This window comes from Ideonella sp. BN130291, assembly GCF_036231905.1.
Classification (GTDB): Bacteria; Pseudomonadota; Gammaproteobacteria; order Burkholderiales; family Burkholderiaceae_C; genus CAMLIZ01.
Genome location: NZ_JAZARE010000003.1, coordinates 185,841 through 207,944 on the forward strand (window position 1 = coordinate 185,841; position 22,104 = coordinate 207,944).

The following is a 22,104-nucleotide window of genomic DNA, read 5'->3' on the forward strand; positions in this document are numbered from 1 at the left end:
GCGGCCGCACCGTCACTCGGCGAGCTGCTTCTCGAGGAAAGAGACGATCTCCTTGACCTGCAGTTCCTGCACGTAGCGGCCGTCCACCATCATGAGCTGCTCGAAGTGCATCTTGCGGCGCTGGAAGTGGGCTTCGATCGCCACCACCAGCTGCACCACGTCGATCGATTCGAACGCCAGGTCGGCCATCAGGCGAGTGTCGGGCTGGATGCCGCCGGTGAACGGCAGGTCCCAGTCCTGGGTCATGTCGGTCAGGATGGCGATCAGGTCGCGCTCGATCTGCTCGCGGGTGAACTTGGCAGTGGTGGTGGCGTCGGACATGGTGTTGAACCTCTTGGCTGATGTGAAGGTGGTGTCGTTGTTCTATGCGGCTGCGGTCTTCAGCTGGCCCGGCGCACGGCGCAGATCTCGAGCCAGTTGTGCTGCACGCTGGTGACGTTGGCGCTTTCCAGGGCGAGCGCCGCGGTGTTGGCCAGCGCCTGCGACGCCAGCTCCACCGGATAACCGGCCAGCTGCGCTTCGGCCAACCCGCTGTAGGCGCCCACGGAGGCCAGCGAGTGGTGGTCGAACATGACGGCGCGCTCGTTCAGGTCCAGCACTTCGAAGCCCTTGGCATTCAGCAGCTCGCGCCATTCCGCCGGCGTGAGCCAGCGGTTCTGGTAGGCCACGGGCGACAGGTAGGACTTGCCGCGCACGCGGCGGATCGGCGGCTCGCCGGCAGCCACCCGTTCCGCGCTGAAGCGCGCGATCCACGCGGTGGCTTCCTTCAGCCATTCGTAATAGACCTGCTGGGTCACGGGCGGCCAGCAGCCGGCGTAGAAGCCCGAGCTGAACGCGAAGATGCCGCCCGGCTGCAACACGCGTGCGATGGAGCCGGCCAGCCCGTCCTTGTCGGCGATGAGATGGATCGCGTTGGCGATGGTCACGCAATCGAAGGTGGCCTGCGGAAAAGGCAGCACCTCGGCCGAACCCACCACCAGGCTCACGGTGCGCTGGGCACCGGCCGGTGGCGTGGCGAGCGCCTCGTCGCCCACGCGCACCGTGTACCCCAGGCGCGCATAGTTCTCGGCCGCCAGGCCGATCTGCACGGGGTCCAGGTCGATGCCATGCAAGCTGGCCTTCGGCGCACGCGCCATCAGCAGCTGGCCCACGGCCCCGGTGCCGCACGCGAGATCCAGGATGCGGGTCACCGGCGCCAGCGGAAGCCGCTCGACGAAGGCGTTGTTGGCTTGCACGTAAGCCTGGTCTTCGGCGAAACGGGTGTAGGTGGTATCGGTCGGCGCGATCACGGACATGGGGTTCCCTCCCTGTTGGTAGCGTGGCAGTCGGCTGTCAAGGAATCCAGGACCACATCTGGATCTTGATGAAGCGCGTGATGGACAGCGTGAACGCCTTCCACACGGGCATGGTGTCGGCGCTGATCTTGGCCTGGCCCGTCATGCCGGTGCGCAGCAGCCCCTTCTGGTTGTCGAAGGTGGCGATCACCTTCACCACGTTGCCGAAGGACTTGGGCGTGACGTTGCGGTCGATCAGCGTGACCTTGCCCTCGAATTCCTCGTTGAAGAAGGAGACCGCACGGGCGCGGACCACCGAGCCGAGCTTCACGTACTGCAAGTCCGACTCCACGATCTCCATCTCGGCAGTGACGTGTCCGGTGTTTTCCACCGACGCGAAGGAAACGCCCTTGTCGAGGTAGCTGTTGATGCGGTCCTTCAGGTGCAGCGACAGGATGTTGCCGTCGAAGGGCATGCGCAGCACGGTGCGGTCGATCTTGCCCGCGTAGGCGGCGCGCTCCTGCTGCAGGCTGGCCAGCTTGGCCTCCGCAGCGGCCACCTGCTCCTTCGTGGGGCCGGTCCTTGCGAGCGTGAGCGCTGCCGTCTTCTCGGCCACCTGCATCTGGTCGATCATGTGGTCCTTGCGGGCCTTGTCGAGCTCCTCGAAGGTCACCGCGCCCGCTTCGTACAGCTTCTCCAGGCGCGGCACGCGCTGGCGGCTGAACGGCTCGTGGGCACGGGCCACTTCCAGCTGCTGTTCGGCCACTTTCACCTCTTCAGGCTTGGGCAGCGACTTGAGGTTGGCGATGATGTGCTTCTGCTCCTCGATCTGGGCGTCCAGCACCTTCAGCTGGGCCTGGTAGTCGTCGTGCGCCAGGCGGGCCAGCACCGTGCCCTGCTTGACGAACTCGCCACCGTCGAAATACACGTCGGTGATCACCCCCGGCGTATCGGTGGTGATCGCCGCCTTGCGCAGCGGGAAGATCGAGAACGTGCCGCCCGGCTCGTAGGGATAGGGGATGAACAGCGCCAGCACGGCACACACCAGCAGGGCGCGCTTCCAGTAGCTGGTCTTGGGCTTGGCGATCTCGCCCTCGGCTTCCACTGCGAGCGTGCGGGTGCGCCAGCGGTCGAACTGCACCTGGCGCTCATAGGTCTCGCCGAAACGCTTGAGGCCGACGTAGTTGCGCCACAGCATGTAGCTGGCAAAGCCCACGGCCACCAGCATGGCCGAGCCACCGATGTCCAGGTGCCCGGTCATCCAGCGTTCGAGTGCCAATGCCAGCGTGAGCACCAGCAGCACCACGTAGGTGGTGGACGCGGTGGCATACAGGGCCAGCAGGTTGTTGTCCGCCGCGCGGTACACCCCGCCGTTGAACTTGTTCTTCAGCGCGGCATAAGCCTTGCCGCGCAGATGCGGCTCGTTGAGGTAGGCGCTCAGCAGGTAGTAGGCGTTGCCCTTGATCAGCGGGTTGCCCGACTCCAGCAGCAGGCCGACGGCGCAGCTGCCGGCCAGCAGCAGGCCCACCTCGTACAGCGCCGACTGGCTGTCCCGGGTGTTGTACCAGAGCAGGACGCCAACGCTGAACATCACCATGCGCATCAGCAGCGTCGAGCCGTGCAACCACATGGTCTGGCGCCGGTTGAGCTGGTCCGCGCCCTCCATCTGGACGATGAAGCGCGGCATGAACCCGAAGAACAGCGCAATGCCGAACTTGTTGACCGTGGCCTTGTAGTGATGGGCCACCACGGCCACCGTCCACTGCACCACCAGGTGCACGGTGACCATCACGAACACCAGGTGTTCGAACAGCGAGATCTGCGGATGGAGCTTGGCCAGATCCTCCACCACCAGGTGGAAATACTGCGCGCCGAGGAACAGCGCGATCGCAAGCATCAGCGGCACCAGGTAGACCGCATGCCGCAGCGGCAAGAGGGCCGGCGTCACGACCTTCAGCACCGGCCGTGGATCGAACAGCGTGACCATGCGGGTGACGGTGCGCCAGTCCAGGCCAAAGGCGTCCTGGATGCCAGGCGGCAAGTCGACCTGGGCGTCCTTGGCGGCCGCCGGCGGCGCAGCGGGTGGGGTCGCCGGCGCCTTGGCGCTGGGTGCGGGCGCCGGGGACGGCACGGGCACAGGCGCAGCCACCGTGGCGGCCGAGCCACCGGCCGCGGCCACCGCGGCACTGTAGGACTTGGGTTCCGCCTTGCCGCCCTCCACCACCTCGTAGGTGCGGCGGGTGAACGGCGCCAGCACCGGATGCTGCGCCGCGGACTCGTCGAACAGCTTCTGGTCCGCGATGGAGGCGAAGAACTCGTCGAGCTCCTGCTTGGTGATGCTGCGGTCGAAGCGGTCCTGGAAGGCCCGCTGCAGCTTCTCCACCGTGTCGTAGCCGGGCAGCGCCTCCAGAATGAAGAACTGCCAGGCGTCGAAGTCGTAGGTCTTGCCGCGTACCTTGTCCCGGATCAGGTAGCTGATCTGGTCGCCCTTGACGAGACGGAAGGCCTCGAAGCGCCGCATCAGGTAGACGGGCAGCACCACCTTTTTGGTTTGCTCGCTCATTTCAGTGTCCCATCTTGGGTTGCGGCCGCGACCGGCCCGTTGTCCGCCGTGACCGCCGCCGGCGCGTCGTCCGCCGGTTTCGTCGCTTTCAGCTTGTCCTGCTCGACCATCCAGCCACCCCCCATGGCCTTGTAGAGGGCCACCAGGGCGAGATAGCGGTCACGCCAGCCCTGCGCCTGCTGGGTTTGTGAGGCGAACACCTCGCGCTCCGCGTCCAGCACTTCCAGGAAGGTCGATTCCCCGCCTTCATAACGCATGCGCGACAGGCGCAACACCTCGTCGCGCGACTCGACCTGGCGCTTCAGCGCTGCATATTGCTCGTCGGCCTTGGCATGGAAGACCAAGGCGTCAGCCGTTTCCTGCAGCGCCGACTGCACCGCCTGGAGATAGCGCTCCACCATCTGCTTTTGCACCGCCTCCGCCTGGCGCACGTCGCCCGCGATGCGCGCACCATCAAACAGCGGGCCGGTGAGGCTGCGGCTGAGTTCGCCGGTGCGCGCCGTCTTGGCCAGCAGCCAACGGAGCTGGTCGCTGGCCAGGCCCATGGCGCCGGTGATCGACACGGTCGGAAAGTACTGCGCCTTGGCCAGGCCGATGCGCGCATTCGCAGCCACCAGCGTCTGCTCGGCGGCCATCACGTCAGGGCGCCGGATCAGCACGTCCGATGGCACGCCAGCCGGCACCGTCGGCAAGGTCAGGGCCTCGATGGAACGCCGCTGCACCGGCCCCGGATTGCGGCCGGCCAGCACGGACAGGGCGTTTTCCAACGTCGCGATCTGGCGCTCGATCTGCGGGATCTGCGCTGCCACCTCGTCCATCAGCGCGCGAGCCTGGGCCACGGACAGCTTGGTGGCCGAGCCGCCGCGCGCCTTGGTGTCCAGCAGCTTGTAGGCCGACTCCCGGTTCTTCAGCGTCTGGCGCGCGATCGACAGCTGCTGGTCGTAGCCCAGCAGCTGCACGTAGGTGGTGGCGACGTTGGACACCACCGTCAGCATCACCGCCCTGCGCGCTTCTTCTGTGGACAGCAGTTCCGCCCGGGCGGCTTCGTTGGAACGCTTCACCTTGCCCCAGAGGTCCACCTCCCAGCTGTAGTTCAACCCCATCGAGAAGGAGTTGTAGGTGGGCGGCGTGCCGGGGCGCAGCAGGGCGGGCTGCTCCTGGCTGCGCTGCTGGCGCAGGCCGGACACGTTGTAGCTGACCTGCGGGTAGGCGGCGGCTGCGGCCACCTGGAGGTGCGCATCGAACTCCTCCACGCGGTAAGCCGCGATGCGAAGGTCCTTGTTGGCCTCCAGGGCCGAATCGATCAGGGCGCTGAGGTCGGGGTCGCCGAACATGCGCCACCAGGCGGTGTTGGTGACATCAGCCGCCGGCGTGGGCGCAGCGGCGGGCGGAACAGGCGCGTGCCACGCGGCCGGCAACGGCACCTCGGGACGCTTGTAGTCCGGGCCGACGGCGCAGCCGGCACAAGCCGCTGAGATCAGCAGCGCGCCCAGCCGCGGACAGCGTGCGACTGCGCGCCGCAGCAGGCCGGCTGGCGCATTGCCGGGGTGGTGAGGTGCGAATGGCATGGCGATCCGTTCAGTCATCCGGCATCGCCCGGGACAGCATCTCGAGGGCATAGTCCTCGACTTCCTTCACGCGGATGAGGCGGCTGCGAAGCTCCAGCAGGATGCCCTCGAACCACTTGATCTGGTACTCGATGCGCCGGCGCTCGTCGACGATGTCCTCCAGCGGCGCATTCGGCGGCGGCCGCCCGTGCTCGTCGAACAGGAACTTGATCCCGTCCGCGAGATCGCGGTTCATGCTGATGTGCTTGACCTGCTTCTCGACGAACTTGCGCGCCTTCTTGGCATTGAAGGCGTCCACCACGGCGGTGCGCAGCGCCTGCTGGTGCGGCGACAGCAGCGCGGGGTCGGGCCGGCCGGTGGCCGGGTTCTCCGGCACGGCGGTCAGCCGCTTGCGCACCGGCTTGTCGGGATCGGGGGTGTCGCTCATGGGCGGGGCGGGCGGGCGGCTCTCAGACATAGCCGAACTCGTTGGCAAGCTGCACCACTTCCGGATGCAGGCCCTTGCCGTCATCGCGCCAGGGCACCGGCTTGGACAAGGGCGGGATCTTCGGCGTGTGTGGCCGGAAGGTCGGGCCGGCGAGGAAGTTGGGATCGTTGCCGAACAGCGCATTGATCGGCCCGAAGCAGGCGAACGGCGAACGCTCGGGGTGCATCATCTGATCGACGGCCTCGGCGTCGTCACGCAAGCCGGCCCAGCGGGCGATCTCCGCCAGGCGCTGCTCGGGCTGGGCCATGATGTCCTCGCCCCGCATGCGCATCTGCTGCGCCGGCGGCACCTTGTCCAGGAAATCGAGGATGTTGAGGTTGATGTCGTGCCAGGCGATCTGCGGCTCCATCAGCGCATAGTCCTCGCCGATCTCGAACGCGTTCACCTTAATCGTGAAAGCACCGTCGTTGATGGCCAGCAGCGACTTGGCCTGGGCCACCGGATGCCGCACCAGGTGCAGGAAGCGGGCATCGGGAAAGGTGTCCAGCATCGCGCGCATGCGCTTGACGGAGATGGTGTACGAGGGACTCTTCTCCACTGCCACCAGCGGATGGATCTTGTCCACGATCTCCTGGAACACCTGGCCGGTGGTCCAGTGCTCACGCACCGACGCCCAGCGCAGCGCCATGTTCACCGTGGCCGTGCTCTGCTCGCCGCAATAGATCTCGGCCACCGCGCGCAGCAGGCCATGGCGCGCCATGGGCCCGTTCTCGGAGATTTCCGCCGCCGAGCCGCGCCACAGGTCCACCAGCGTGTCCACATTGAACAGGCAAAGCTCCGGCAGGCCAAAGCACTGCGGGTGCTGGCCCAGCATGGCGTTCACCAGCGAGGTGTAGGACCTCGGCGGCGCCAGCAGGAACAGGGGAGCGGCCATCGCGTGTCGTGGGACCCGAGCCTCAGGAGAGGCGGCCTTCCACGAAGGGCACTTCGAAGCACTTCTCGTGCATGATGGGTCCGTGGCCGAAATAGCCGTCCTCGCCGAAGAGCTCGCCGTGGTCGGCGGTCACGATGAAGTGGGTGTTGGGCGGCGTGATCTCCATCAGGTGGCCCACCTGCTTGTCGATGTACTCCACGCACTTCACCTGCTGCTGGTGCAGCATCTTCATCTGCTCGGCGTCGAAGGTCTGCTTCTCGGCCTTCGCCGGCACGTCGTCCATCGACTTCAGCGCACCGTGCACGCCGGAGATGTGCGGCAGGTTCTCGCCCGAGAGCATGTAGGGGTAGTGCGTTTCGCCGAGGTTCAGGAAGTAGTAATGGGGTTCGTCGGGGAACTCCATCTCGCGGATCATCCCGGCGAAATCGTTGTGGTTCTTCATCAGCTTGTATTCGTCGAAGTCACGACTGATGAGGGTGTCCTTGTTGAGCACCGGCATGGACACCTTGGCCACCGTGCGATAGCCGATGTTGCGCAGCACGCGTGGAAGCGACAGGTGCGGCAGGAACTCCTTGAAGGCGATCTCGGCATGGCCGGTGCGATCCTTCCACTGCGCGAACTCTTCCTTGTAGACCTCGGAGGCAAACACCTCCTTCGGGCTGCCGTGCGGCAGCATGCCCATGGCAAAGGCATGGTGCGACGGGGCCGTCCATGACGCATAGGAGTAGCGCTTCTGCGCCTCGCCCAGGCGGTCGATGTTGGGCGTGGCAGCTGCCATGAAGCTGTCGTAGCGGCAGCTGTCCATGACGATGAAGACGATGTGGTTGCAGGTCATGGGTTCCCTCGAATCGGTGCGGTAATGGACCTGGGATCAAATCGATGTCGACATGGCGGCAGCTGGCTCACTGAATGCCCAGTTGCATCAGCCCGCTGTCGGTGCCGGTCGGGTCGCCCACGGTGATCATGAACGGCAAGGCCTGCAGGACGTCGATCTTCTGGCCGTTGCTGGCACGCGTACCCTGCCGCAAGTTGAAGGGCCCGCCGGTGGGGGCCGCGATCAGGCTCGCGGTGTCGCTAGTGCCGGACAGGCCGGTGAATCCATAGGTGCTGGCACCCCCCGTGAGTGCCATCGTCACCCAGTCACCGGTGGTGCTCGCGCCCGCTACGCTCACGTCCGCCAGGCCGGATCCGTCGGGCAGCCCGATGCGCAACTGAGGCGTTCCGTCGGCCGCCTTGTCAGCCGTGAGCAGCACTCGCAAGGCGCCGATCCGCGCGATCACGAAAGTGAAGCGGTCGTTCGGGTCGGTGGTGCCGACGGCTGTGAATGCGTTTCCGGACGGACCGCTCAAGGTATAGCTCTTGAGCGCAGTGCCACAGTTCGAGGCCCGCGTGATGGAGCCGTCGATCTGGCAGATGGCCAGCGTGTTGCCGTTGACCGTGAGCGTGCCCACATGCGTGGCGGGACCCGAGGCCAGGATGTTGCGGGAGGCGATGTTGAAGCCGCCCGACTGCAGGTTGGTCGCGAAGCTGCGCACCGCGATGTACGGCGTGACGGTCGAGCCACCTAGAGTGTCTCCGCCTACGATCAGGTCGGTCGAGAGGCGGAACCGCGCGCTGCCGCTCACCACGAAGTCGCTGCCGGAGGTCGTGAAGCTGCGCGTGAGAACCTGCCCGTTACCCTGCAGGGTGTAGCTGCCCGCGTCGAAATCGACGTTCAGGTCGTACTGGTGCCCGTCGGCAGCAAAGGCCGTGTACAGCCCGCTGCTGGCGTTGACGGCCTGCGTGGTGACCAAAGCCGTGTTGTTGGACGCGTTGGTATCCCCTGCCGCTGCGATCTGCACCGTGCTCGTGATCGCATCCCGCTTGCTGGCCTCGACCGGCACGGTGTAGGTGAGCACCAGGTAATCGCCCGCGTGCAGCGAAGGGATGGTCATGCTGGTGCCCAGCGTGCCCGGGCAGGCCGCGCCCGACGACGGCGCACAGGCCACCGTGGCCATGTATCCGGACGGCGACAGCGTCTGCGTGACGGTGATGTTGCTCGCGATGTTGGGACCGGGGTTGGCGACGACCGCGGTGAACACCGCCGAGCTGCCGCCCGCCACCGTCTGGGCACCGGTCTGCGACACACCGAGGTCAGCGCTGAGCGCATTGATCGTCGCGGTGGCTGAGTTGTCGACCGGACGCGATTCGCCCGGCACGCTGGCGGTGAGCGTGTTGCTGAGCGCGCCGGAACTGCCGGCCGCGACGGTGGCCTGCACGGTGAAGACCAGCGTGCTGTTCACCGGCATCGAGGGCGCCGTCATGGCGGGACCCATGCTCACAGGGCACACCGCCCCGCCGGTAGCCGCGCAGCCGATGCTGCCCAGGGTGAGCCCGGCACTCGCGGTGTCGGTGATCGCGATGTCGGTGGCCGTGCCGGGGCCCTTGTTGAGCACCGTCATGGTGAAACTGGTCACCGCACCGCCCGGCACGGTGCCCGACGCCGCGGAGGCGGTCACGGTCAGGTCCTGCGCCACCGTGGTGCCGGACGCCACGGCCGAGTTGTCGCTGCGGTTCGAATCGTTGTCCGGCGTGGCGGTCATGGTGTTGCGCACCGTGCCGTTGAAGCCGGACTTCACCACGGCACCCACGCTGAAGACCAACGAACCACCGGCCGGGATGCTGGGAACGTCCATCAGCTGGCCAGGGGCGTCCGGGCACACCGCGGCGCCACTGGCCTGGCAGCTCATACCTGTATAGACAAGTTGGCTGTCGACGCTGTCGACGATGCGCACATTGGTGGCGGCATCCGGCCCAGAGTTCTCCACGGTCATCGTGAAGCTGGTTGCGGTGCCGGCGGCCACCGTGGCGGTCGGCCCCACGCCGGTCACGAAGACGCCGGACTGGGCGGTGTAGGCGGAGCCCTCCGCGATGAAGGAGTTGTTGGACGTGTCCGAATCGTTGTCCAGCGTCACCAGCATCTTGTTGGCGAACGGCGCTGCCGCTCCGCGCGGCGGGGTGGCCACCGCAGACACCGTGAACTGCAGGGCGCTGCCGGCCGGCAGCTCATCGACCGCGGTCTTGAAACCGATGGTGGTCGGGCACACCGCGTTGCCGACCGCGGTGCACACGATGCCGGTGAGCGTGAGCGGGCCCTGGACGTTGTTGTCGATCGACAGGTGAGTGGCGGTGTCCGGGCCGTTGTTGGCCACGGTCATCAGGAACTGGGCCGTGCCCCCGCCAGGCACAACACCTTGCGGCCCTACGCCGGTGACCACCACATCCGCGGTCGAGAAAAACGCCGTGGCGGTGGCCGTGGCCGAGTTGTTGCCGGTGGAGACGTCCGCACTGAAGCTGGCCGACATGGTGTTGGAGACTTGCACCGCGCCGGTGCCGCCCCCACTCGCCAGATGGGTGGTGACGGTGAAGGTCAGCTGTGCGCCGGACGGGAGGCTGGGTATTGCCATGGGCGCCGTGGTGGACGTGCTGGGGCACACCGCGCCGCCGGTGGCCTCACACGTGATGCTGTCCAGCACCAGGGGATAGGCGAGCTGATTGCGCACCGTGACGTCGGTAGCCGGGCCGTCGCCCTCGTTGGCCACCGTCATGGTGAATACGGCGGTCTCTCCGCGCAGGATCTGCGCCGAGGGCCCCACACCGGAGACAACCACATCGGTCCCCGAACGCCCGCTGCCACCGCCGCAGGAAGCCAGCAGCAATGCCAACGAAAGCGAGACCACGCTGGCCAGGCCCCGGATTCCCATGTGCCGTTCCCTCAGAAAAGTTGTAATCCCACCGACCGGGCACGCCTGTTCGCGGCAGGCAGGCCGGCCAACTCAGGAATACCTCATTGTTTTATCGCCAGTTTTGGCGAAAACCCGGGAACGGGTTTTCGATACTGGACAAGAAGGCCCCGCCGATACTCCTGAGCTGAGCTCCCTGATATTGCCCCGGTCGCCGCATTCGGGCGAATACGGGCACGGGTTGCAATATCAGCTGACTCTATCACTCCCCCCTGTTGTGCACATCCCCTAACTCCGGTGTTGGACTGTTACGTCGCCGTCAGGGAAGCACACGCACGGCCCGTGCCCGGCAGATGCCGAGCACTACAGGCCAGAGGCTACGAAATAGGGATTGGCAAAGTCGGGTTTTCCGTACATCAACGGTTGGCCATTCAGCTCGCTCACGCTTCCGCCTGCTGCCGCCAGCACCGCGTGGCCCGCGGCGATGTCCCATTCCATGGTCCGGCCCAGCCTGGGGTAGAGGTCCGCTTCTCCGGCGGCCACCAGGCACAGTTTGAGAGACGAGCCCGCGTTGCGCAGCGCTGCCACGGTGCGGCCGCCAAGAAAGGCGTCCAGTGCCGCGGCGTCGCCGTGCGAGCGGCTGGCCACCACGGTCAGGCCCTCGGCGGGCACTGGCCGGCAGCGCATGGCGCGGCGCTGGCTCCCTTCGACCACAAAGGCACCCTGCCCCACCACGCCGGCGAAAAGCCGGTCCTGCGCAGGGGCGAGCACCACACCCAGCACCGGCGTACCGCGCTCGATCAGCGCGATGTTGACGGTGAACTCGCCGTTGCGGCTGATGAACTCCTTGGTGCCGTCGAGCGGGTCCACCAGCCAGAAGCGGTCGCCCACCGTGGGGCACTGGCCGGCGGCCACCGCCTCCTCGGCCACCACCGGAATGTCCGGGGTGAGCGCCTGCAACGCCGGCACGATCACCGCCTCGGCCTGTTCGTCGGCCTCGGTGACCGGCGAGGCGTCCTGCTTGCCACGCACGGCGATCTCGCCCGCGTAGACAGACATCACGACCGCACCGGCGCGCTGCGCGATGCGGATCACGGATTCAAGCAAGTCGGCCGGCATCCTGGATTCGTTCACTGCGTCCCTCTCATTGCGTGGCGCCATGGCGGCGCGGTGCGGAATGTACTTCGAGGTTCGTGCAGCAGTGGATGCAACGCGCGGCCGGACGCCGACTTGAGGGGGTGTCAGGCCTGCACGTTCAATGTGGCGCCCGCAACACCGCCCGTGCTGGACGTGGCGACGGGTGGCACCGGCATGGTGCCGGGCGGCGGTACGGTTCCGGGGCTTCGGTGGCGCGCGCCCTGCACCATCTCGGTGAAAGCGCCCTGGGCTGCCGGGATGTCGCCGGCGCGCAACGCCTTGCCGAGGTCTGCGAACGGGCTGTCCGGCTTCCAGGTGGCACCCTCGGGGGCATTGCGCAGCATGGTGGCGTAGGCCTGTTTGGCGCCATCGAGGTCGCCTTGGGACAGCGCCTGGGACATCTGCTTCACCGTGGCCAGCCGCTGGCCGCGGTCGGACCCCGCGGCAGCTGTGGCCGTGGACAGGCCGCCAATTGAAATGCTCATCAGGGACTCCTTTGAACGAAGCTGAGGAACCTTCACTGTGGATCCGGCCCGATTCCTGCGAACGCGGGATTTGCCGGCCCAAACCCCCCTAGTTTTCGTCTGCGCACCCATATAGGTGTAGACAAATGCGGTGGCCGAGGCTTCCAATCCGCCGGTTCCTACCGGATAAAAACATGCTGATACACCCAAAGGACATGGCGGCGCTAGGAAAGTCGGCGACGGAGAAGACGCTGGACGACTCATTGCGCCTGACCCACCTGCAACGCCTGGAGGCCGAGAGCATCCACATCATGCGGGAGGTGGTGGCCGAGTGCGACAACCCGGTGATGCTGTATTCCATCGGCAAGGACAGCGCCGTGATGCTGCACCTGGCCAAGAAGGCGTTTTTCCCCTCGCCCCCGCCTTTCCCGCTGCTGCACGTGGACACCACCTGGAAGTTCCGCGCGATGTACGAGATGCGCGAACGCATGGCACGCGAGCTCGGCATGCGGTTGCTGGTGCACCAGAACCCGGAGGCGGCCGCGCTGAAGATCAACCCCTTCGAACACGGTTCGCAGATCCACACCGACATGTGGAAGACGCAGGGGCTGAAGCAGGCGCTGGACATGCACGGTTTTGACGCCGCCTTTGGTGGCGCCCGCCGCGATGAAGAGAAGTCGCGCGCCAAGGAGCGCATCTTCTCCTTCCGCAGCGCCCAGCACCGCTGGGATCCCAAGAGCCAGCGGCCCGAGCTCTGGCATCAGTACAACGCGCGCAAGCACAAGGGCGAATCGATCCGCGTGTTCCCGCTGTCCAACTGGACCGAGCTGGACATCTGGCAATACATCTACCTGGAGAACGTGCCCATCGTCCCGCTGTACTTCGCGGCCGTGCGGCCGGTGGTGGAACGCGACGGCACGCTGATCATGGTGGACGACGACCGCATGCCGCTGCGAGCCGGCGAGCAGCCGATGATGAAGAAGGTGCGCTTCCGCACGCTGGGCTGCTACCCGCTCACCGGCGCGGTGGAGTCAGAAGCCGACACGCTCACCGGGATCATCCAGGAGATGCTGCTGGCACGCACGTCGGAGCGGCAGGGCCGCATGATCGACCACGACACCTCGGCGTCGATGGAGAAGAAGAAGCAAGAGGGATATTTCTAATGGCCCACGTCTCCGACCTCATCGCGACCGACATCGACCAGTACCTGCGCCAGCACGAGACCAAGAGCCTGCTGCGCTTCATCACCTGCGGCAGCGTGGACGACGGCAAGAGCACGCTGATCGGGCGCCTGCTGTACGAATCCAAGATGCTGTTCGAGGACCAGCTCGCCGCCGTGGAAGCGGATTCCAAGAAATGGGGCACGCAAGGCGGAGAGATCGACTTCGCCCTGCTGGTGGACGGCCTGGCTGCCGAGCGTGAGCAGGGCATCACCATCGACGTGGCCTACCGCTTCTTCTCCACCGACAAGCGCAAGTTCATCGTGGCCGACACCCCCGGCCATGAGCAGTACACGCGCAACATGATCACCGGCGCCTCCACCGCGGATGTGGCCGTGATCCTGATCGACGCGCGCAAGGGCGTGCTCACGCAGACGCGCCGCCACAGCTTCCTGGTGTCGCTGATCGGCATCCGCAAGGTGGTGCTGGCCATCAACAAGATGGACCTGATGGACTACTCCGAGAAGGTGTTCCGCACCATCGAGGACGAGTACCGTGAGTTCGCCAAGCAGATCGGCCTGGAGGACATCACCGCCATGCCCTTGTCCGCCCTGCGCGGCGACAACATGCTGGCGCCCAGCGACCGCATGCCCTGGTACCACGGCCCCACCCTGCTGGGCTACCTGGAAACGGTGGAGCTGGACGAGACCCGGCTGCAGGGCGGCTCCTTCCGCCTGCCGGTGCAGTGGGTGAACCGGCCCAACCTGGACTTCCGTGGCTTCAGCGGCACCATCGCCAGCGGCATGGTGAAGCCGGGCGACCGCATCCGCGCCCAGCCTTCGGGCCGGGAGAGCACCGTCACGCGCATCGTCACCGCCAACGGTGACCTGCCGATCGCCGTGGCCGGCCAGTCCATCACCCTGACGCTGGCCGACGAGATCGACATCTCGCGCGGCGACGTGATCTCGGCCGCCGAAGCGCCGGCGGAAGTGGCCGACCAGTTCGAGGCCACCATCGTCTGGATGTCCGACGAACCCATGCTGCCGGGCCGGCCCTACCTGCTGAAGCTGGGTACGCGCACCGTGAGCGCGACCATCACCGAGCCGAAGTACAAGGTGAACGTCAACACGATGGAGCACCTGGCCGCCAAGAAGCTGGACCTGAACGAGATCGGGGTGGTGAACCTCGCGCTGGACCGGCCGGTCGCCTTCGATGCCTACAACGCCAACCGCGACACCGGCGGCTTCATCCTGATCGACCGGATGAGCAACAACACCGTGGGCGCCGGCATGTTGCACTTCGCGCTGCGCCGTGCCCACAACATCCACCTGCAGCATGTGGATGTGGACAAGACCGCGCGCGCCCGCCAGAAGGGCCAGCGGCCGATGGTGCTGTGGTTCACCGGCCTGTCGGGCGCCGGCAAGTCCACCATCGCCAACCTGGTGGAGAAGAAGCTGCACGCCATGGGCCGGCACTCCTACCTGCTGGACGGCGACAACGTGCGGCACGGCCTGAACAAGGACCTGGGCTTCACCGAAGCGGACCGGGTGGAAAACATCCGCCGCGTGGCCGAAGTGGCGCGCCTGATGGTCGACGCCGGCCTGATCGTGCTCACCGCGTTCATCTCCCCCTTCCGATCGGAGCGCGCCATGGCGCGGGCCCTGCTGGCCGAGGGCGAGTTCGTGGAGATCTTCGTGGACACGCCGCTGGAGGTGGCGGAGACGCGCGACGTGAAGGGCCTGTACCGCAAGGCGCGCCGCGGTGAGCTGCGCAACTTCACCGGCATCGACTCGCCGTACGAGGAGCCAGAGAACGCCGAGCTGCGGGTCAATACCGTGGGCTGCACACCCGAGGAGGCGGCCGACCAGGTGATCGCGCGCCTGCGCGAGTTCGGCCTCATCCATTGATCCCGCACTGACATGGACTGGCTCAATCCCGTGGCCGGCTTCGGTGTCGGTGTGATGGTCGGCATGACGGGCGTCGGCGGCGGCTCGCTGATGACGCCCATCCTGGTGCTGCTGTTCGGCGTGGCGCCGGCGGCGGCGGTGGGCACCGACCTCTGGTTTGCCGCGATCACCAAGAGCGCTGGCGGCCTGGTGCACCACAAGCGCGGCAGCGTGGACTGGCAGGTTTTCCGGCGCCTGTGCCTGGGCAGCCTGCCGGCGTCGGTGGTCACGCTGGTGTGGTTGCACCAGAGCGGCATCGGCCAGATGAAACAGGGCTTCATCGTGTCGGCGCTCGGCGTGGTGCTGCTGCTCACCGCGGTGGCCATGCTGATGCGCAAGAGGCTGCTGGCGCTGGGGCAGTCGTACCGCACCAACGATCCCGACCGCTTCAAGGGCGTGCAGCCGGTGCTCACCGTGGTGGCCGGCGCCATCCTCGGGTTCCTGGTCACCCTCACCTCGGTGGGCGGCGGGGCGCTGGGCACCGTGATGCTGCTGTTCCTTTACCCGTTCCGCATGAAGCCCACCACGCTGGTGGGCACGGACATCGTGCATGCGATTCCGCTCACCATCGTGGCCGGCATCGGCCACCTGGTGATGGGCAACGTGAACCTCGGCCTTCTGGGCGGCCTGTTGCTGGGCTCCATCCCCGGCATCGTGCTGGGCTCACTGCTGGCCACCCGCGCACCCGAGGGGTTGCTGCGCGGCAGCATCGCCACCGTGCTGGCGCTGGTGGCGGGCAAGCTCCTGCTGGCTTGAGCGCGGGCGCTGTCGCCCGGAGCGAAGCGTCGAGCCGCGGCGCGTGCGCTACAGCAGGCTCTCCGGCACAAAGGGCGACAGCAGCCACTGCTTGAAGCGCAGCCAGGGTGAGCTGTCGGGCTCGGTGTCCAGCACCATCTCGGCATCTTCGCCTTCGGTGATCCACTCCAGGCCGGCACCATTGGCCTTGATGCGCACCATGTAGGCGCTTTGCAGGCGGTCGATGTCGATCACGCGGGTGAGCTCGCGCGCGAGCTGAGGGCTGCGGATCACCGCGCCGAGCTCGGTGTTGATGGTGGCCGAGCGCGGGTCCAGGTTCATCGATCCCACGAAGCAGGTCCCGCGGTCGATCACCACCAGCTTGGCATGCAGCCGCCCGAGCGACTTGCCGAACAGGAACATGCGCTTGTTGGTCTTGACCCGCGACGAACTCAGCTCGTACAGGTGAACGCCCATGCGCAGCATCTCCTCGCGGTAGCGGCTGTAGCCCAGGTGCACCACCGGCTCGTCGGTGGAGCCCAGCGAATTGGTGAGCACCGTCACATCCACCCCGCGACCGCGCAGCTCGCGCAGCAGCTCCATGCCGTGCGGCCCGGGCACGAAGTACGGCGACGACGCGAGCAGGCTCTTCTTGGCCTTGCGGATCGCCTCGAACACGTTGTAGGTAACGCTGGTTTCCAGCAGCTCGCCACCCACCTCCCCTTCGAAAGGCTTGTCGGGGTGGTCGGCGAACACATAGGCGTCACCCCAGATCAGGCCGAGCCGGCCGCCGTCCAGGTCGTCGGCGATCGGGCCATAGCCCAGGATGTCGTTGGACGGCAGCGGCTCGGGCTCCGGCGTGTGGGCCGGACCGGTGGCCCGCTCGAAGCGCGCGCGCAACTCTTCGGGGCTGAGCGGGCTGTGGGCCACCGCATGCAGCGGGTACACCGGATCGCTGTTCCAGTAGCGGTCGAACAGGGCCTGCAACGGCGGGATCACCCAGCCCACCGTGAAGGCGTCCAGGTCGATGAAGTTGTCGTTCATGCCGCGCAGGTAGTACTCGTTGGCCACGTTGCGCCCGCCGATCACCGCCATCGCGCCATCGGCGATGAACAGCTTGTTGTGCATGCGGTGGTTCACGCGGCCGAAGTCGTTCAGCGACACCAGGAAGCGGGTGTTCTGGCCACTGTCGCGGGCGCAACAAAAGGGGTTGAAGATCCGCACCTCCACATTCCGGTAGGCGGCCAGCCCGAGGAACAGCTCGTCCTCGCCGCTGGTGTAGTAGTCGTCCACCAGCAGGCGCACCCGCACGCCACGCTCGGCCGCGTCGCGCAGTGCGCGCAGCAGCCAGCGCCCGGTCTCGTCGTTTTCGATGTGGTAGTACTGGACGTCCAGCGAGGCTTCGGCGCGGCGGGCCAGCTGCACCCGCGTGTCCAGCGAGAAGGAGCCCAGCGGCATCAAACGGAAGCCCGACAGCGCCGGGTCCGGCTGCGATTCCTTTGCGATGCGGCCCAGCGTGGTGCCGGTTGACAGCTCGATCGCGGTGCTGGCGATGGCGTCGCGGTCCACCCGTGGCAGCGGTGTGGCGCAGCCGGCAAGCAGCAGCCCGGCCAGCAGGCCCAGGCATGCGACGGCCCCACGCCCCATGGCGCGCCATGCCGCCTTCCGCCCGCCGGCCATGCTCATCGTCTCTCCCATGCTGCAGGTCCTTCGAAGTGTTGCCCGCACTCAGTCGCGCCAGCGGAAGTTTTCTGACACCTGGGCACGGCCACGGCCCGGTCGCCCCAAGGATGATCCGGCGGGCGCACCCGAAAGCGGGGACAAACCCGAAGCCGCCACGCCACGCGACCGGCAGCGCTGAACGGCCGCCGCCGCGGCAGCGTGTCGTATGCTGCCACGGTGAACTCCCCTGCCCTGCGTGTTGGCCTGCTCGGTTTCGGCTACGCCAGCCAAACTTTCCACGCACCGCTGATCCAGGCCACACCCGGCCTGGCGCTGGTGGCCGTGAGCAGCAGCCAGCCGGACAAGGTGCAAGCTGCGCTCGGCCCCGGGGTGGTGGTGTATGCACAGGCCGAGGCCTTGATCCGGCAGGCCGAGATCGACCTGGTCGTCATCCCCACCCCCAACGACACCCACCACCCGCTGGCTCACGCTGCACTGCAGGCGGGCCGCCATGTGGTGGTGGACAAGCCCTTCACCCTGGACACCGCACAGGCCGAGGCCTTGGTGCAGCTGGCGCAGCAACGCGGTCGCCTGCTCAGCGTGTTCCACAACCGGCGCTGGGACGGCGATTTCCTGCGCGTGAAGCAGTTGCTCGCCGACGCCACGCGGGGCAGGGTGCACGTGGCCGCGCTGCATTTCGCCCGCTACCGCCCCGAGGTGCGCCAGCGCTGGCGCGAAGCCGATTTGCCCGGCGCCGGCATCTGGATGGACCTGGCGCCTCACCTGCTGGACCAGGCGCTGCAGCTGTTCGGTTGGCCGGTGGCCCTGCAGGCCGACATCGCAGCGCTGCGCGCCGGCGCGCGCACCGACGACTTCTTCCACGCCAGCCTGCGTTATGCGGACGGGCTGCGTGTCAGCCTGCATGCCAGCATGCTCTGCGCCGCCCCCGGCCCGCGCTTTGTTTTGCATGGCAGCCGGGGCAGCTACGTCAAACAGGGTGCGGATCCCCAGGAAGAGGCGCTCAAGGCGGGCCAGCGGCCCGATGCCGCGGCCCTGCAGGAGTGGGGGCACGATGCGCAGGCCGGCGAGCTGACGCTCGCCGACGGGGCTGGCGGCGGCCTGGCGACGCGCCCGGTGCCCAACGAGCGCGGCAACTACCTCGGCTACTACCAGCAGCTGCGAGAGGCCACGCGCGGCCGGGCGCCCAACCCGGTGCCGGCCTGGCAGGCGGTGCAGGTGATGCAGTTGCTGGACCTCGGCCGGTGCAGCGCCGCCCAGCGTTGCGAACTGCCCTGCCCCACGGCATTCACCGCCGGCGCCTGAGCCGCACTACGCCTTCAGCGCCTGCTGCAGCAGTTCTGCCACCAGCCCGTTGAGGCCTTGCGGATGCGTGGCGGCGCGCTCGCGCAGCGTGGTGGCCAGGGCCGACGGCAGCTTGCAGGCAAAAGGCACCAGGCCGGCCGCCGCATCCAGCCGGCGCTGCTCGCGCTTGTCCGGGGCGGCTGCCGCCGCACCAAACCGCTCGGGCGCCGCCGCGCCCTTCATGCGGCCCTCGATCTTCGAGCTCAGCTGGCGTGCCAGATCGGTCTTCTTCATCGTCATCGCGGGTTCCCTGTTGGCATCCGGGCCGCGATTGTGCCCGCTGCCCCGGCGCCGCTAGCGCGACGCGGGCGAGGCGGCCGCCTCGGCCACCGCTTCCACCTGGATGCGCAAGCCGACCGCCATGTTGAAGCCGTATTCCTTGCCCGCCGCCAGGCCGAACTCGTCGCGCTGGAAGCTGCCTTCGGCGTCGGCACCACAGAGCTCGCGCTTGAACAGCGGATGCGGGATGCACTTGAACGAGTTGATCTTCAGCGTCATCGGCCTCGTGACACCATGCAGGGTGAGCTCGCCCACCGCCTGGGTGGGCGCACCGTTGGCAAAGCCTTGCAGCGCGCCCTTGAAGCGCGCCTTGGGGTGCTTCTTCACGTCGAAGAAGTCCTTGCCCCGTGCCCAGGCGCTGAGCGCGTCCTGCCCGAAGTCGATGCTGGCCAGGTCGACGGACACATCGACCTGGCCGGTGCCGGCCTCCTTGTCGAGCGTCACGCTGCCGGCGCTCTTGTTCAGCTTGCCGCGCCACACGGAGATGCCCATGTGGTCGGCCTCGAAGCTGGGGAAGGTATGGGCCGGGTCGATCTTGTACGTGACGGGGGCGGCCCACGCGGGGCTGGCCAGCGGCAGGCCCAGGGCGAGGAGCAGGTGGCAAAGGTGTTTCATGTCGGTGTGCGAGGGTGAGTGGTTGGTCGTGGCTACATGAACACGACGAACGGGCGCCCGGTGAATCGACAGCGCCGGCTCCGATTGTGTAACCGCGCCGGAACCCAAGCATTTGGCTCTGCCGGCCATTCACGCGCGGCCGCCAAGGCCCTTCAATGCAGCCCTTGCTTGAAGAGGGATGTGATGAACCGAAGTGCCTGGGCCCTGGCGCCCCTGCTGGTGTGCAGCTTCGCCGCTGCTGCAATGGAGCCGCTGCCCGCCGGCCAGATGGACGAGCCGCAACCCTTCCGCGTGGAAGTGCTGCAGGTCACTGACATCGAGCCCTACCAGAAGTCGCTGGAGGGCTTCCTGCAGGGCCTCCAGGCCCATGGCATCGAACAGGGCCGCAACCTGGTGGTGCGCCGCACCAAGGTGGACTTCGATGTTGAACGTGGCGGCTTCTGGGACCGCGTGGGCGTGCTGTTCCGCATCCGCGACGAAGCGCGGCGCATCGCCCACGCCAAGCCGGACCTGGTGTTGACCATCGGCACGCCGGCCACCAAATATGCCCGCGGCATCCTGGACGAGGCGCACATCCCGGTGGTGTTCACCGCGGTGGCCAATCCGCAGGACGCCGGCTGCACCTCGCTCACCGACGCCGGCCCCGGGGCCACCGGCGCCACGCTGTACACCGACATGACGCAGTCGCTGAAGATCGTGAAGGAGATCTTCCCCAGCGTGCACCGCATCGGCATGGTGCACACCGACGACGAGAACGGCGTGGCCCATGTGGAGGCCGCCAAGGCCACCGCCAAGGACGTGGGCATCAGCATCGCGTCGCGCCAGGTGAGCAAGAACGACGGCATCGTGCCCTCGCTGAAGCAGCTGTTCGAGCAGGGCAACGGCGCGCAGATGTTCGCCGTGCCGCTGGACACCTACTACGGCCTGCGCAACTACGAACCGGCGCGCGACCTGGGCGACTTCGGCACCGAGTACAAGGTGCCGGTGGTCGCCTTTGCGCTGGTGCGCGTGCCGGGCGCCATGCTCTACGTGGGCGCCGATTTTGCGGCCGTGGGGCAGCTGTCGGGGCAGCAGGCGGCCAAGATCCTCAAACGCCGCATGAAGCCCGACGTGCTGCCCATCCTGCGCCAGGACAAGCCCACCGTGCTGATCGACCCGGAGCGCGCCCAGGCGCTGCATGTGTCGCTGCCGGCCTCCCTGGTGGAGCGCCGCACGCCCGGCGCGGACGGCTTCTGGCAGATCGGGTTGTAGCCGCGCGCCTGCAAGGCCGGCTTCAGCGCAGGCGCAGCCGCAAGCCGTCCAGGTAGGTGCGGCTGCAGGGCACCTCGGCGCCGTCCTTCATGCGCAGGCGGGCATCCCCCGCCTCGGTGGGCTCGATCACTTCCACCATCGCCAGGTTGACCAGGTAGCTGCGGTGCACCCGGGCAAAGCGGGCGGCGTCCAGGCGCCGCTCCATCGCCGCCAGCGTGGAGCGCAGCGGGTAGTCGTGCTGGCGCCGGTGCAGGTTGACATAGTTGCCGCAGGCCTGCAGCCATTCGATCTCGTCGGTGGGCAGCAGGAACTCCTTGCCGAGTTTCTTGACGAGAAAGCGCTCTGGCGGTGCCGCCTGCGGCGGCTCGGCCGGCTCTGCATCGGCCGGCAGCCCCTCGCCTGGCTGTGCATCGGCCGGCCGGGCTTCGGCGGCCGGCGGGTCGTCGTCCGGTGGCTGCAACAGCGAGGCCTCGCCCTGCAGCCGCCACAGCAGCAGCCGGTAGCTCAAGGCCAGGAGCACGAACAGCGTGTAGCTGCGCACGTCCTTCAGCGCCTCGTAGGCCAGCTCGGTGGGCCAGTGGCCGAAGTCATAGCGCGCGCCGTGCGCGGCGTACACGGCATGGCGCACCGCCACCATCGCCACCACGTGCACGACACTGACCAGCAGGCTGGCGGCCAGGTGCACCGGCAGATGGGCGCGCAGCACGCCCCAGTGCAGCGGCCAGCGCTCCAGCACCGCCAGGATCACCGGCACCAGGGCCAGCCAGACGAAATTGCTGCTGGCCTCCCAGGTGAGCGGTTCCCACAGGGCGAACGGCAGGTGCATGCGCCGCACATCGATCCACACCGTGATCGTGTTGGCGACGGTCTGCACGCTGAACAGCAGGCACCAGAAGCCCACCTCGAACACCCGCCTTCGGGCGAGAAAGCGCTGCAGCAGGTCGGGGTCCGGCGTGCTCATCGGGCCGCAGTGTAGGTGCGGCCGGCGCCTGGTGCGCGCGGCTG

The 22,104-nt window shown here is 67.5% G+C and carries 19 protein-coding genes; 5 read left to right on the forward strand and 14 right to left on the reverse strand.

Annotation, left to right across the window (positions count from 1 at the left end):
- Positions 1-12: 12 nt before the first annotated feature.
- From VPH43_RS07295 to VPH43_RS07340, 10 genes are all read right to left on the reverse strand, one after another.
- A complete protein-coding gene (locus VPH43_RS07295; protein WP_328577017.1) occupies positions 13-321 on the reverse strand; it encodes an acyl carrier protein in 309 nt (102 codons plus the stop codon).
- Positions 322-380: 59 nt separating this feature from the next.
- On the reverse strand, positions 381-1,295 hold the full coding sequence (locus VPH43_RS07300) for a class I SAM-dependent methyltransferase (RefSeq protein ID WP_328577018.1): 915 nt from the start codon (positions 1,293-1,295) through the stop codon (positions 381-383).
- 37 nt (positions 1,296-1,332) lie between these two features.
- Positions 1,333-3,837 carry an HlyD family secretion protein gene (locus VPH43_RS07305; RefSeq protein ID WP_328577019.1) on the reverse strand — a complete coding sequence of 835 codons (2,505 nt, stop codon included), beginning with the start codon at positions 3,835-3,837 and terminating at the stop codon, positions 1,333-1,335.
- Positions 3,834-5,405, reverse strand: a complete 1,572-nt coding sequence (locus VPH43_RS07310) for an efflux transporter outer membrane subunit (RefSeq protein WP_328577020.1) — start codon at positions 5,403-5,405, stop codon at positions 3,834-3,836. Before VPH43_RS07310 ends, VPH43_RS07305 begins: the two co-directional genes overlap by 4 nt.
- 10 nt (positions 5,406-5,415) lie before the next feature.
- On the reverse strand, positions 5,416-5,832 hold the full coding sequence (locus VPH43_RS07315; RefSeq protein WP_328577021.1) for a hypothetical protein: 417 nt from the start codon (positions 5,830-5,832) through the stop codon (positions 5,416-5,418).
- Between the two features lie 22 nt (positions 5,833-5,854).
- A complete protein-coding gene (locus VPH43_RS07320; RefSeq protein WP_328577022.1) occupies positions 5,855-6,766 on the reverse strand; it encodes a sulfotransferase family protein in 912 nt (303 codons plus the stop codon).
- 22 nt (positions 6,767-6,788) lie between these two features.
- Positions 6,789-7,601 (reverse strand): sulfatase-like hydrolase/transferase, encoded by an 813-nt coding sequence (locus tag VPH43_RS07325; RefSeq protein WP_328577023.1) that lies wholly within the window; start codon positions 7,599-7,601, stop codon positions 6,789-6,791.
- 67 nt (positions 7,602-7,668) lie between these two features.
- Positions 7,669-10,509: a hypothetical protein gene (locus VPH43_RS07330; protein WP_328577024.1), complete on the reverse strand. Its 2,841-nt coding sequence runs from the start codon at positions 10,507-10,509 to the stop codon at positions 7,669-7,671.
- A 342-nt stretch (positions 10,510-10,851) separates the two neighbouring features.
- A complete protein-coding gene (gene cysQ, locus VPH43_RS07335; RefSeq protein ID WP_442909245.1) occupies positions 10,852-11,607 on the reverse strand; it encodes a 3'(2'),5'-bisphosphate nucleotidase CysQ in 756 nt (251 codons plus the stop codon).
- A 122-nt stretch (positions 11,608-11,729) separates the two neighbouring features.
- Complete coding sequence (locus VPH43_RS07340; RefSeq protein ID WP_328577026.1) at positions 11,730-12,110, reverse strand: hypothetical protein; 381 nt, start codon at positions 12,108-12,110, stop codon at positions 11,730-11,732.
- 194 nt (positions 12,111-12,304) lie between these two features.
- Here VPH43_RS07340 and cysD point away from each other — a divergent pair, with 194 nt between their 5' ends.
- From cysD to VPH43_RS07355, 3 genes are read left to right on the forward strand one after another with little or no spacing between them, the layout of a single operon-like run.
- Positions 12,305-13,252: a sulfate adenylyltransferase subunit CysD gene (gene cysD / locus VPH43_RS07345; protein WP_328577386.1), complete on the forward strand. Its 948-nt coding sequence runs from the start codon at positions 12,305-12,307 to the stop codon at positions 13,250-13,252.
- Entirely contained in the window at positions 13,252-15,156 is a 1,905-nt protein-coding gene (cysN, locus tag VPH43_RS07350) for a sulfate adenylyltransferase subunit CysN (protein ID WP_328577027.1), read from the forward strand. Before cysD ends, cysN begins: the two co-directional genes overlap by 1 nt.
- A gap of 12 nt (positions 15,157-15,168) precedes the next feature.
- Positions 15,169-15,951, forward strand: coding sequence for a sulfite exporter TauE/SafE family protein (locus tag VPH43_RS07355; RefSeq protein ID WP_328577028.1), 783 nt, complete (start codon positions 15,169-15,171; stop codon positions 15,949-15,951).
- Positions 15,952-15,999: 48 nt separating this feature from the next.
- Here VPH43_RS07355 and VPH43_RS07360 read toward each other — a convergent pair whose 3' ends face one another.
- Positions 16,000-17,628: a phospholipase D family protein gene (locus VPH43_RS07360; protein WP_328577029.1), complete on the reverse strand. Its 1,629-nt coding sequence runs from the start codon at positions 17,626-17,628 to the stop codon at positions 16,000-16,002.
- Between the two features lie 201 nt (positions 17,629-17,829).
- Between VPH43_RS07360 and VPH43_RS07365 the strand changes: the two genes are divergently transcribed.
- Positions 17,830-18,915: an oxidoreductase gene (locus tag VPH43_RS07365; RefSeq protein ID WP_328577030.1), complete on the forward strand. Its 1,086-nt coding sequence runs from the start codon at positions 17,830-17,832 to the stop codon at positions 18,913-18,915.
- 6 nt (positions 18,916-18,921) lie between these two features.
- Here the strand turns inward: VPH43_RS07365 and VPH43_RS07370 are convergent, their stop codons facing one another.
- Together VPH43_RS07370 and VPH43_RS07375 are read right to left on the reverse strand one after the other, a co-directional pair.
- On the reverse strand, positions 18,922-19,194 hold the full coding sequence (locus VPH43_RS07370) for a hypothetical protein (protein ID WP_328577031.1): 273 nt from the start codon (positions 19,192-19,194) through the stop codon (positions 18,922-18,924).
- A 54-nt stretch (positions 19,195-19,248) separates the two neighbouring features.
- Positions 19,249-19,848 (reverse strand): YceI family protein, encoded by a 600-nt coding sequence (locus tag VPH43_RS07375; protein WP_328577032.1) that lies wholly within the window; start codon positions 19,846-19,848, stop codon positions 19,249-19,251.
- A 183-nt stretch (positions 19,849-20,031) separates the two neighbouring features.
- Between VPH43_RS07375 and VPH43_RS07380 the strand changes: the two genes are divergently transcribed.
- The gene (locus VPH43_RS07380) at positions 20,032-21,099 is read left to right on the forward strand and encodes an ABC transporter substrate-binding protein (protein ID WP_328577033.1); all 1,068 of its coding nucleotides are present in this window, start codon (positions 20,032-20,034) and stop codon (positions 21,097-21,099) included.
- Between the two features lie 22 nt (positions 21,100-21,121).
- Here the strand turns inward: VPH43_RS07380 and VPH43_RS07385 are convergent, their stop codons facing one another.
- Positions 21,122-22,060 (reverse strand): LytTR family DNA-binding domain-containing protein, encoded by a 939-nt coding sequence (locus VPH43_RS07385; protein ID WP_328577034.1) that lies wholly within the window; start codon positions 22,058-22,060, stop codon positions 21,122-21,124.
- Between the last annotated feature and the right edge of the window lie 44 nt (positions 22,061-22,104).

Bases quoted from the DNA above. Each gene is read 5' to 3' on its own strand.
- VPH43_RS07300 (WP_328577018.1), bottom strand. From the start codon at position 1,295: ATGTCCGTGATCGCGCCGACCGATACCACCTACACCCGTTTCGCCGAA.
- cysQ (WP_442909245.1), bottom strand. From the start codon at position 11,607: ATGCCGGCCGACTTGCTTGAATCCGTGATCCGCATCGCGCAGCGCGCC.
- VPH43_RS07340 (WP_328577026.1), bottom strand. From the start codon at position 12,110: ATGAGCATTTCAATTGGCGGCCTGTCCACGGCCACAGCTGCCGCGGGG.
- cysN (WP_328577027.1), top strand. From the start codon at position 13,252: ATGGCCCACGTCTCCGACCTCATCGCGACCGACATCGACCAGTACCTG.
- VPH43_RS07385 (WP_328577034.1), bottom strand. From the start codon at position 22,060: ATGAGCACGCCGGACCCCGACCTGCTGCAGCGCTTTCTCGCCCGAAGG.
- VPH43_RS07330 (WP_328577024.1), bottom strand. From the start codon at position 10,509: ATGGGAATCCGGGGCCTGGCCAGCGTGGTCTCGCTTTCGTTGGCATTG.
- VPH43_RS07380 (WP_328577033.1), top strand. From the start codon at position 20,032: ATGAACCGAAGTGCCTGGGCCCTGGCGCCCCTGCTGGTGTGCAGCTTC.
- VPH43_RS07310 (WP_328577020.1), bottom strand. From the start codon at position 5,405: ATGCCATTCGCACCTCACCACCCCGGCAATGCGCCAGCCGGCCTGCTG.
- VPH43_RS07295 (WP_328577017.1), bottom strand. From the start codon at position 321: ATGTCCGACGCCACCACCACTGCCAAGTTCACCCGCGAGCAGATCGAG.
- VPH43_RS07325 (WP_328577023.1), bottom strand. From the start codon at position 7,601: ATGACCTGCAACCACATCGTCTTCATCGTCATGGACAGCTGCCGCTAC.
- VPH43_RS07375 (WP_328577032.1), bottom strand. From the start codon at position 19,848: ATGAAACACCTTTGCCACCTGCTCCTCGCCCTGGGCCTGCCGCTGGCC.
- VPH43_RS07370 (WP_328577031.1), bottom strand. From the start codon at position 19,194: ATGACGATGAAGAAGACCGATCTGGCACGCCAGCTGAGCTCGAAGATC.
- VPH43_RS07305 (WP_328577019.1), bottom strand. From the start codon at position 3,837: ATGAGCGAGCAAACCAAAAAGGTGGTGCTGCCCGTCTACCTGATGCGG.
- VPH43_RS07360 (WP_328577029.1), bottom strand. From the start codon at position 17,628: ATGGGAGAGACGATGAGCATGGCCGGCGGGCGGAAGGCGGCATGGCGC.
- VPH43_RS07315 (WP_328577021.1), bottom strand. From the start codon at position 5,832: ATGAGCGACACCCCCGATCCCGACAAGCCGGTGCGCAAGCGGCTGACC.
- VPH43_RS07320 (WP_328577022.1), bottom strand. From the start codon at position 6,766: ATGGCCGCTCCCCTGTTCCTGCTGGCGCCGCCGAGGTCCTACACCTCG.
- cysD (WP_328577386.1), top strand. From the start codon at position 12,305: ATGGCGGCGCTAGGAAAGTCGGCGACGGAGAAGACGCTGGACGACTCA.
- VPH43_RS07355 (WP_328577028.1), top strand. From the start codon at position 15,169: ATGGACTGGCTCAATCCCGTGGCCGGCTTCGGTGTCGGTGTGATGGTC.